The 10,175-nt window shown below is 35.7% G+C and carries 11 protein-coding genes; 3 read left to right on the forward strand and 8 right to left on the reverse strand.

Features of this window, described 5'->3' with window-relative positions; all coding sequences use genetic code 11:
* The first annotated feature begins 22 nt into the window (after positions 1–22).
* A complete protein-coding gene (locus DD829_RS01850) occupies positions 23–757 on the forward strand; it encodes a LytR/AlgR family response regulator transcription factor (protein WP_108409298.1) in 735 nt (244 codons plus the stop codon).
* Positions 758–1,046: 289 nt separating this feature from the next.
* A complete protein-coding gene (locus DD829_RS01855; RefSeq protein WP_108409297.1) occupies positions 1,047–1,586 on the forward strand; it encodes a lipocalin family protein in 540 nt (179 codons plus the stop codon).
* Between the two features lie 64 nt (positions 1,587–1,650).
* Here the strand turns inward: DD829_RS01855 and lipA are convergent, their stop codons facing one another.
* Complete coding sequence (lipA, locus tag DD829_RS01860) at positions 1,651–2,517, reverse strand: lipoyl synthase (RefSeq protein WP_087709078.1); 867 nt, start codon at positions 2,515–2,517, stop codon at positions 1,651–1,653.
* A gap of 107 nt (positions 2,518–2,624) precedes the next feature.
* Between lipA and DD829_RS01865 the strand changes: the two genes are divergently transcribed.
* Positions 2,625–3,257: a hypothetical protein gene (locus tag DD829_RS01865; RefSeq protein WP_108409296.1), complete on the forward strand. Its 633-nt coding sequence runs from the start codon at positions 2,625–2,627 to the stop codon at positions 3,255–3,257.
* 274 nt (positions 3,258–3,531) lie between these two features.
* On the opposite strand, the gene DD829_RS01870 is transcribed toward DD829_RS01865, so the two are convergent.
* From DD829_RS01870 to DD829_RS01900, 7 genes are all read right to left on the reverse strand, one after another.
* Positions 3,532–6,045, reverse strand: a complete 2,514-nt coding sequence (locus DD829_RS01870; RefSeq protein ID WP_108409295.1) for a M1 family metallopeptidase — start codon at positions 6,043–6,045, stop codon at positions 3,532–3,534.
* A 15-nt stretch (positions 6,046–6,060) separates the two neighbouring features.
* A complete protein-coding gene (locus DD829_RS01875; RefSeq protein ID WP_076395315.1) occupies positions 6,061–6,279 on the reverse strand; it encodes a hypothetical protein in 219 nt (72 codons plus the stop codon).
* Positions 6,280–6,283: 4 nt separating this feature from the next.
* Entirely contained in the window at positions 6,284–7,603 is a 1,320-nt protein-coding gene (locus tag DD829_RS01880; protein ID WP_108409294.1) for a serine hydrolase domain-containing protein, read from the reverse strand.
* An 82-nt stretch (positions 7,604–7,685) separates the two neighbouring features.
* Positions 7,686–7,991, reverse strand: a complete 306-nt coding sequence (locus tag DD829_RS01885; RefSeq protein WP_108409293.1) for a hypothetical protein — start codon at positions 7,989–7,991, stop codon at positions 7,686–7,688.
* Complete coding sequence (locus DD829_RS01890) at positions 7,988–8,230, reverse strand: hypothetical protein (RefSeq protein ID WP_076395309.1); 243 nt, start codon at positions 8,228–8,230, stop codon at positions 7,988–7,990. Before DD829_RS01890 ends, DD829_RS01885 begins: the two co-directional genes overlap by 4 nt.
* A gap of 44 nt (positions 8,231–8,274) precedes the next feature.
* On the reverse strand, positions 8,275–9,069 hold the full coding sequence (locus tag DD829_RS01895) for a thymidylate synthase (RefSeq protein WP_108409292.1): 795 nt from the start codon (positions 9,067–9,069) through the stop codon (positions 8,275–8,277).
* Between the two features lie 114 nt (positions 9,070–9,183).
* Positions 9,184–9,624, reverse strand: a complete 441-nt coding sequence (locus tag DD829_RS01900) for a hypothetical protein (RefSeq protein WP_076395305.1) — start codon at positions 9,622–9,624, stop codon at positions 9,184–9,186.
* Between the last annotated feature and the right edge of the window lie 551 nt (positions 9,625–10,175).

The following is a 10,175-nucleotide window of genomic DNA, read 5'->3' on the forward strand; positions in this document are numbered from 1 at the left end:
TCTTTCCTGAAACCTAAAAAATATGAAAATAAAAGCTGTAATTGTAGATGATGAATTTATTGCAAGAGATGTTCTGAGGAATTATCTTACAAAATATTGTCCGCAGGTTGAAATTTTGGGTGAAGCCGAAAATATCAAAGAAGCCGTTCCGTTGATTGCCGAAAAACAGCCGCAACTGGTTTTTCTGGACGTTGAAATGCCTTTCGGAAATGCTTTTGATGTCCTGGAAGCGACCAAAGAATTTTCCTATGAAACGATTTTTATCACGGCATTTTCTCAATATTCTTTACAGGCTCTGAATAAATCGGCAAGTTACTATATTTTAAAACCAATTGACATTCAGGAGCTTATTTTAGCGGTTAATAAAGTGGCAGAAAGTCTGGAAAGCAAAGAAGAACTCAACCGTAACAAAATTCTCCTTGAAAATTTAAAATTAAAACCCGAAAAACAACAGTTGATTCTCCCGACTTTGCAGGGTTTCGATGTGGTGAAAACAGAAGACATTGTAAGACTTCAGGCAGATGGAAATTTCACTCAGGTATATCTTACCGATGGTTCCAGGAAAATGGTCTGCCGTTTTTTAAAGCATTTCGATGATCTGCTGGAAAATCCTTTTGTAAGAGTTCACCGTTCACACATCATCAACACAGGCTTTGTAAAATCTTACCACAAAAGCGGAACGGCAACACTTTCCGACAATACCGAAATTGAAGTTTCCGGAAGTTTCAAAGATAATTTTCTGAAAGTTTTTTCTTGATTTTTGGGCAGCTTAAAACTTCGTTTGTAAACTTCGATAAAAGCCTTCACTTTTCTCTCATTTATGCCTTCCGCTCACGCTTTTTTGTTTCGTAAAAAGAGCTCCGCTCAAGTCGGGCTGCAAAGATTCAACATTAAAAGAAAAGTATTCAGATAATATTGAAGATATCATTTTTTGTGATCTTAGTTAAGTGAAATCGAAGATTTGCGTTTAAAAGATTAAAGTCATTCATTAAACTTTCAGGCATCATTTTTGAACTTTTCAGGACGACTACAAAAATATTTTTATTATGAAGACTTTTCAGAAAATAGCAATCCCTGTCTCTCTGGGTATTTTAGGATTATTTATTCTCAATTCATGTTCCGTAGGAATTCCCAAAGGAGCAACGGCTGTGCAGAATTTTAATGCAGATAAATATTTGGGAACATGGTATGAAATTGCCCGTTTCGATTACAAATTCGAAAAAAATATGGATAATGTAACGGCAACCTACTCCAAAAATCCAAACGGAACCATAAAAGTAGATAACAAAGGCTACAACTATGTTAAAAAAGAATGGAAGGAATCTATTGGTGAAGCCAGATTTGTAGGGAAAGAAGATGAGGCACGTCTGAAAGTTTCTTTTTTTAAGCCGATTTGGGCAGGATATAATGTAGTTGATATTGACGATAATTATCAGTACGCTTTGGTCATGGGAAACAATCTTGAATATCTGTGGATCCTCTCCCGAACAAAAGAAATCCCTGAAAGCATCCGCCAGAGATTTTTAGAAAAAGCAAAAAATGTAGGTTATAATACCGATAAATTAATCTGGGTTAAACATAATTAATCTGAATTAAAATATCAGACAAAACCAAATAAAAAATCGCTCCGGAAACAGAGCGATTTTTATTTTAATGAATATGTTTTTCTGCGTGATAAGAACTTCTTACCAAAGGTGAACTTTCAACATGTCTGAAACCTAAACTCCTTGCAAAATCCCCGAATTCATCGAATTCTTCAGGAGTAATGAATTTCTTTACAGGAAGGTGTTTTTTTGTAGGCTGCAAATACTGTCCTAAAGTAATTACGTCCACATTCGCATTTCTGATGTCTTCAATCGTCTGGAAAACCTCATCTTTAGTTTCTCCCAAACCAAGCATTACGCCTGTTTTTGTTCTTCTCTGTCCTGCTTCTTTTAAATATCTTAAAACCTCAAGACTTCTTTCGTATTTTGCCTGAATTCTCACTTCTCTTGTCAGACGTTTTACCGTTTCCATGTTGTGAGAAATTACTTCCGGAGCTACATCTACCAATCTGTCGATATGTTTTGTGATCCCCTGAAAATCCGGAATCAAAGTTTCCATCGTAGTTCCCGGAGAAATTCTTCTTACTGCATTTACGGTTTCTGCCCAAAGAATAGATCCCATATCTTTCAGGTCATCGCGGTCTACAGACGTTAAAACAGCGTGCTTGATCTTCATTAATTTGATGGAACGTGCCACTTTTTCAGGTTCGTCCCAGTTTACATCCATCGGTTTTCCGGTTTTTACCCCGCAAAATCCGCAGCTTCGGGTACAGATATTTCCAAGGATCATGAAAGTAGCTGTTCCTTCTCCCCAACATTCGCCCATATTCGGACAGCTTCCGCTCTGGCAAATGGTATTTAATTTATATTTATCAACCAAAGTTCTCAGTTCTCGGTAGTTTTTTCCGGTAGGAAGTTTTACACGAATCCATTTTGGTTTCTGAACGGTAGTATCCTGAACTAAATTCTCCATTTATTTCTCAAATTGAGGTTCAAAGTTAGTGATTTTTTTATCGAAACAATCAAAGACAGGCATTGATGAAACACATAATTTCGTAATTTTAGAGTACAAAATATTTTATGAAGACTACATTCTGCATTGCAGCTCTTATTTTCAGCACATTCTGTTTTGCGCAGAAAGAATTTCAGCCGAAAAATTCAAAAATCAATGAAACTGTTGAGGGTGATCTTGACGGAGATAAAATCCCTGAAAAAGTAATGGTTTATGATATTCCGACCAACGACGATTCCGGAGACCTCCGCGAAATTCAGATTCTGAAGAAAGTAAATAATAAATGGACTGTTTTGGAGAAATCCCAAAAAGCAATTCTGGGCAGTAAAGACGGTGGAATGATGGGCGATCCTTATCAGGGAACCGAGATAAAAAACGGGATTCTGGAAATTAGCCATTACGGCGGAAGCAGCTGGAAATGGGGCGGTACAGACAAGTACAGATTTCAGAACGGTCATTTCGAGTTAATCGGCTTTTTCTCTGAAAGTGGAAAACCAGAAGAATATTGGACAACAGTAGATTTTAATCTTTCCACAGGTAAGATCATTTATGAAAAGGAAGTCGTTAACAAAAAAGAATACGGAAATTCGAAGAAAGAAGTTTTCATTAAAAAAGGTTTGAAAATCAATCTGCAAAACAGAAATCAGGAAAAAAGAAGAGAAATTCTGTTGCCTAAAACAAAGGAAAAGATTTATATCTGATAATATTAAAGTAAAAAAGCACCTCTTTGCAGAAGTGCTTTTTTAATAAACTTGTTTAAACTTTTTTACCACAAAAGAAGCAAAAGATTTAAACAATTTAGTTTCTTAAGTTTAATCATTCAATGGAAAAAAAGAGCACATAAGTTTTAAAAAATCAAAGATTTTTTCTCTTTGCGGACTTTTGAAATATTTTACATAAATCCAATAAAGTCTTTCGTACCTTTTGTGGTTAAATTTAAAGTTAGTTTAAACAACTTCAATATAATTTTAAAGGTTATTTAAAATCTTCAATGGATTTGTTAATTGCGTCAATCTGCTTATTGATACTTGCTGCATTTTGAGGATTCTGTTTCAGAAGTTCCATTTTTTTGGCAAGACCGTCTTTCAGCATTTGGGAGATCATCATTTTCGCCTGAGGATTGTTTCCGATCTGTCCTTTTGCCTGATTCAGCATTTTGGTGATGCTTTCTGTTGCTTTCAGATTATCAGAACTCATAATCCAGTTGTAGCCTTCTTCCGCACTTTTGCCCAGTTCAGGATTCTGGAATTTAATGAAGGGATAAAATGCGGCTACCTGCGCAATATTCGACATTTGAGAGGTCACCTTATTTTTAACGATCACCGGTAAAAGTTTAGACAACAAATTTTCAGGAGCGCCTTCCAGATCAATTTTATCTGCTAAAGCACTTGCTTTTGCGGGATCTATTTCAACAATAGCGCTCACCGAGCTTCCTTTTACAGCGTTTGAAACGGCATTTACTCCTTTTTCGAAAACCGGAAGGTATTTTTTATCTTTTGTTTTTGCCAGAGCCGAAATCGCTGCAGCCTGTACTAAAGTTTTAGGATCATTGGAAGCTAATTTTTCTACTTCTGCTCCCATCGCTTTAAATTGCTCAGGATTTGATAAGTCCATTAACTGCAAAGCTTTTATTCTTGTTCTGAAGAACGGATCTTTAAGAGCGGCTGCCAATAATTTTGTAGCTGCCGGATTTTTTCCCACCTGATCTTTGATTCCGCTTACTGCAAGATATCTGCTTTTAAATTCTTTTGATCCCGCATACTGCATTGCATATTGCTCCGGCGTTTTGGTATCCGTAATGTCTGCCACCAAAATTCCGTCGGCATTAATGTTTACCAGATCGGCATTCTTAGAAACATCAAAATTAAAGGTATTTTTGGCTTCTGCATTTACCCAAACATTGTATCTTTTCGGCTTTCCGTTATCGTAAACATCGATTGCCAGAGGAAACTGGAACGGCTGATCCTGCGTCTGCTCTATGGTTACCGCAACCTGTTTTTTAACCGGTTCGAACGTGTAAGAATATTTAATTTTAGGGTTTCCGTGCCCGAAATACCACTGATTGAAGAACCAATTTAAATCTTTTCCTGAAACTTTTTCAAAAGATAATCTCAACTGATGCGCTTCTGCGTTCTGATATTCATACGTTTTAAGATAGTCGTTCATTCCTGCGAAGAAAGCATCATCTCCCAGATAATTTCTCAGCATATGAAGAATTCCGCCTCCTTTCTGGTACGTTACCAAATCAAAAACATCTTCACGGGAATCATAATTGAAGCGGACGAGATCTTTATCAAAATTTCCCGGCGTTGTAAGGTACATATTGACATCTTTCATCTGATGATAATCTGCCTGATCTTTTCCGTATTTGTATTCGTTCCAAAGGTATTCGGAATAATTGGCGAAAGATTCGTTTACCGTAAGATTGCTCCAGCTTTCTGCCGTTACGAGATCCCCGAACCATTGGTGAAACAATTCGTGGGCAATGGTATCTTCCCATGTATTTTCGTCAATTAACTGTCCCGGTTTCTGTAAAATATCGCTTCCGTGTAACGTTGCCGTTGTATTTTCCATTGCTCCGCTTACGTAATCTCTTCCGGAAATCTGGGCGTATTTCGACCATGGGAAATCGTAGCCTAACTTTTTAGAGAAAAACTCGATCATTTCCGGTGTGTTTCCGTAGATCTGTTTTGCATACGGTTCGTATTCTTTCTCAATATAATAATCAACTGCAATATTTTTCCATTTATCCTTTACAATAGCGTACTCTCCCACTCCCATGAAGAAAAGATAGGTAGAATGTCTTTTATCCATCACCCAATGATCGGTTCTTAAACCGTTGGATTCTTTTTGAGAATCTTTCAGCAATCCGTTGGAAAGGGTTACGTATTTATCAGGAACCGTCATGTAAATTTCCTGCGTTGTTTTCTGGTTGGATTTATCGATGGTCGGGAACCAGGCTGAAGAAGATTCCGTTTCACCCTGCGTCCAGATCTGTGTTGGCTTATCCGGATCTGTTCCCTGTGCGTTAATGAAATACAGACCTTTTGCATCACTGATGGCTGCACTTCCCTCCTGTTTTACTTCATTCGGACGTGCTGTATATTTGATGTAAACTGTGTAATCCTGATTTTTCTGATAGGTTTTGTCTAAAGTAATTTTTAAAACATCATCCTTATAATCATACTTTATAGGAGATTTTTTTCCATTGATATCCAACGCGACTTCATGGATCAGCATTCCTTTTGCATCAAGCGTAAGTTCGTTGGTCGGATAGAAAAAAGGTGCGGCAGTAAGCCATTCTTCCCCGTTCATCTGTTCTTTCTGATAATCGAAATTTACTTTTAGCTTCGTGTGTTTTAGCTCCGTTACTTTGGTATGAGTGGCTCTGTATACTTTTTCTCTTCCCGAAGTTTCGGTTTGTGCGGCTGCACTTGCGGAAAACAAAATTCCGCCCAGTAAAGCAATCGATAAAATGGCTTTTTTCATTATTTATTTCTTAAATTATTTTTTAGTTAAAATATCAAAAATATCGTTTACCAATGTTTCGTAATCTCCTTTTTTGAACTGTTCTTTGGTTTTGGCAAAAGCTTTTTTCAGCTCGCTTTCCGGATTTTCTTCGTCGATAATTTCTATGGATTCTATGCCTTTCATCTGAAGAATTGCATTTTTCAGTGCTTCAAGATCGGCAGTTTCTTCGGTATTTATTTTTAAATATTTCATTGTTTTATTCTTTTGTAAACGTATTTTTTGTACCACCCTGAATAATGACAAACTGTTTTTTTGCCGGATAAAAATCGATCACGATTCCTGCCATATCAAATTTAAAGCTTGTCTCGGAAATTGCTTCTAAAGGAAATGCACTTTGTCCGGTTGCCTGAGCCATGAGTTTTCTATCTTCAATAAAAATGGTAATTTTTAACGGAATGCCTTTGCTGGAATAGGTTCCTGTAAACTTCTGAAGATCATTCTCGGAAATTTCATAGGTTTTAAAATTGGGCATTTCGAAATCTTTTCCCATGGCAGTTTCAATCATTTTGATGGAAATTTCATTGGTATCCATTTCCGACTGATTGGTGCTGAAAGCGGTGGCAATTTTCAGATCCGGAAAATAAAATAATGCAGAACTGAAGTTGTCTATTCCTCCTGTATGACCAAATCCCGAATATTTGTCGAAAGGAACTTTCACCAAGCCATATCCGTAATCATCTACAAAAGTTTTCATTTTTTCAAGACTGGATTTTTTCACCAATTTTCCATTTTCGAGACCAAGAATAAAAGTAAGAAGATCTCTTGGAGTAGAGATGATATTTCCTGCGCCAATCGGAATACTCATATCCGTTTCGGATGAAGCTACATATTTTCCGTTGATGTATTGGTACGCTTTTGCCTGATCTTTCGATGGATCTATTTTTCCTCCAACTTCTGTAAGCGTTAATTTTAAAGGTTTTGTAATTTTATCTTTCAACAAAACGGCATACGGTTTTTTGTAAATTTTTTCGAGAATAAAACCGAGCAGAATGTAATTGGAATTGCTGTATTCGTGTTTTGAACCGGGTTCAAAATCGCTTTTGTATTTTTTTATGATGCTGATTAAGCTGCTTTCTGTCTGAGGTTTGGTGTTGTACTGCCAAAACTCTGCTTCACTGGTCAGATTATGAATTCCTGTTCTGTGCTGCAGTAAATTTTCGATGGAAATTTTTTCAGCATTTGGAATTTCAGGATAAAATTCTGAAAGTTTCTGATCTAAGGAAATCTTTTTTTCCTCAAAAGCTCTCATAATTAAAACGGCAGTAAATGTTTTACTGATTGATCCGATCCTGTATTGGGTATTTACATTCGCTTTCTGATTTTTTTCTGCATCTGAAAAACCCACAACTTTCACAAAGGTAGGACGGTCGTTTTCTGCAAAGGCAAAGCTTCCCATAATTTTGTGATGTGCATACAAAGAATCTATGTAAGCGGCTAATTTTTGCTTCACATTAGCCTGAGAAAATGCAGTCGTTGAAAGACTGATGACAGACAGGAAAAGTAACTTTTTCAACATACTTTTGAGATTTTGCTGAATGAGTTGAAAAATTTCAGGAGATGTTACAAAAAAAGTGAAGTTTTCGGCTTCACTTTATTCTTTATTTACTGAGAAAATATTTTAGTCTTACTGGATTTTGTCTGCAATGCCAGAATAATTTAACCACTATTTCGTCGGTTTTAATTTCATACATCACCTTAATCTGATTCTTGCCGATAAGGGTATACTTTATATCAGGAAAATTTTCTAAAGATGGATGCTTTACAATATTATCAGTTATTGTCTGCCTGAATTTTTTAATATCGTTTTCTAAAACGGCAATTTCTTTTGCAGTCCATTTGGCATTTAGAAAATCTATAATTTCACTCACCGATATTCTCGCTGTTTCTGAAATTGTTATTTTCATTTTTTATGAAAAATTTCATTCAATAAATCGTCTGTTAATTCCTGAGTTTTCCCGTTTTTATAATCATTCTCACTTTGCTCCATTACTTTTGCAAAATATTCGGAACTTTCAATTTCCTCCCAGGAATAGGTTTTATGATCTTCTGAAACTTCAATATGGGTAATACCTTTTATCTGCGACAAAAGTTTTTTAATGAAAGCCACATCTGCATATTCGTCTAAACTGATTTTAATTTCCATACATTTTGAATTTATATCAAAGTTAATGAAATTATGACAACATTTTAAATCGCAACAGACGCTTTAATTCCCGGATGCGGATCATAATTTTCCAGCGTAAAATCTTCAAAATCGAAACTGAAAATATCTTTGATTTCAGGATTCAGCTTCATGGTAGGAAGCGGTCTTGGTTCTCTGGAAAGTTGTTTTTTAACCTGCTCAAAATGGTTGTTGTAGATATGAACATCTCCAAAACTGTGAACATAATCTCCAACTTGGAGATCGCAAACCTGCGCAACCATCATCAGCAATAATGCATAGCTTGCAATGTTAAAGGGAACTCCCAGAAAAACATCGGCACTTCTCTGATACAGCTGAAGCGATAGTTTTCCATCTGCCACGTAAAACTGAAATAACGCATGACAAGGCGCTAAAGCCATGTTGGGAATTTCGGCAACATTCCATGCGGAAACGATAAGTCTTCTGGAATCCGGATTTTTTTTAATCTGATCGATAACGTCCGTAATCTGATCCACGATTTTACCATCCGCTCCGTTCCAGCTTCTCCACTGCGCTCCGTAAACCGGTCCAAGATCGCCATTTTCATCTGCCCATTCGTCCCAGATTGAAACTCCGTTGTCCTTCAAATATTTGATGTTCGTGTCTCCTTTCAGAAACCAAAGCAATTCATAAATAATGGATTTCAAATGAACTTTTTTGGTGGTTACCAAAGGAAAACCTTTCGATAAATCATATCTCAGCTGATAGCCGAAAACACTTCTCGTTCCGGTTCCGGTTCTGTCGGTCTTATCGGTTCCGTTGTCTAAAATATGCTGTAAAAGGTCTAGGTAATTCTGCATGTTGAAGGATTATTTTGAGTGTCAAATTTAGAAAAATCTTAATGATTTTCTGCTATCATAAGTTAGGAAAAAAGTCGTATTGAATGTAAACAGATTTTATGATTCATAGAAATTTCACTTTACTTCTACAATCTTCTGAGTGATATTATTGACAGAAAAATTCTGGTTTTCACTTAATCCATGCATTGCTTTTGCCAAAGGTGATTCTGTGGAAATCGTCATGATTTTCTGGTGATCTATCACAATTTCTCCCGCCGATGCAGAAATATAGAAAAGTCCTTTATCCGTTTTTACTAAGGCTCCGTTTTGCACTTTTGATGATGGATCGGATGATATTTTCTGCACAATAGATTGCTGGTTTAACGATTCGTTCAGTTGCCTTTGCAGATTATTGATTTCCTGCTGAAGCATTTCGCGCCCGGTCTCATATTTATCGCCCATTGAGCTTTTGGTATCATTATTTGAAGCGCGCGTTTCCTCGATCAGTTTTTCAAGTTTCTGAATTTTTTCAGCAATTCTGCTTTTTACGGCTTCCAATATTTTTGATTTTTCCATCTACAAAGCTTCATTTTAAAATATTCTTCTTCAAATGTATTAAATAAAATTAATCTGATCATGATTATTTTTTAACATAACATGATAGAAAAATTTTAAAATAGAATGTTTAAACTCATTTAAATTTGTTTATCTGTTACTCATTATAATGATTAATTATGAAAAATTGCGGACAACCATTAACCGCAAAGCATCCCTATTATTTTATTGAGAAATAAAGCAAAGATATTTTTGGCAGAGACGAATGATGAAGTGGTCAATTAATAGCAAATGTAACCTGCTTCACTTTGCCTAGTTTAAAATATTGACTCTGAAAACATAGACTTTGCGTTTGAAACTTACAGTTAGAATTCTACTGAAAAGTATAAACACCTTTATAAATAAAATCAGTTGAATTATTTACATTGATATTTTTTTTTTAATTCGAAATCAATTTCAGATTATTTTTTCGAATCAACATTTAATATTTAACATAATATTATTTTAAACACTAAAAATCCGCCTTTAAAGTCAAAATAAAATATTAAAAAACAGTTAATTATTAAATATTC

The sequence above is a fragment of the Chryseobacterium sp. HMWF035 genome (genome assembly GCF_003094695.1).
Classification (GTDB): domain Bacteria; phylum Bacteroidota; class Bacteroidia; order Flavobacteriales; family Weeksellaceae; genus Chryseobacterium; species Chryseobacterium gambrini.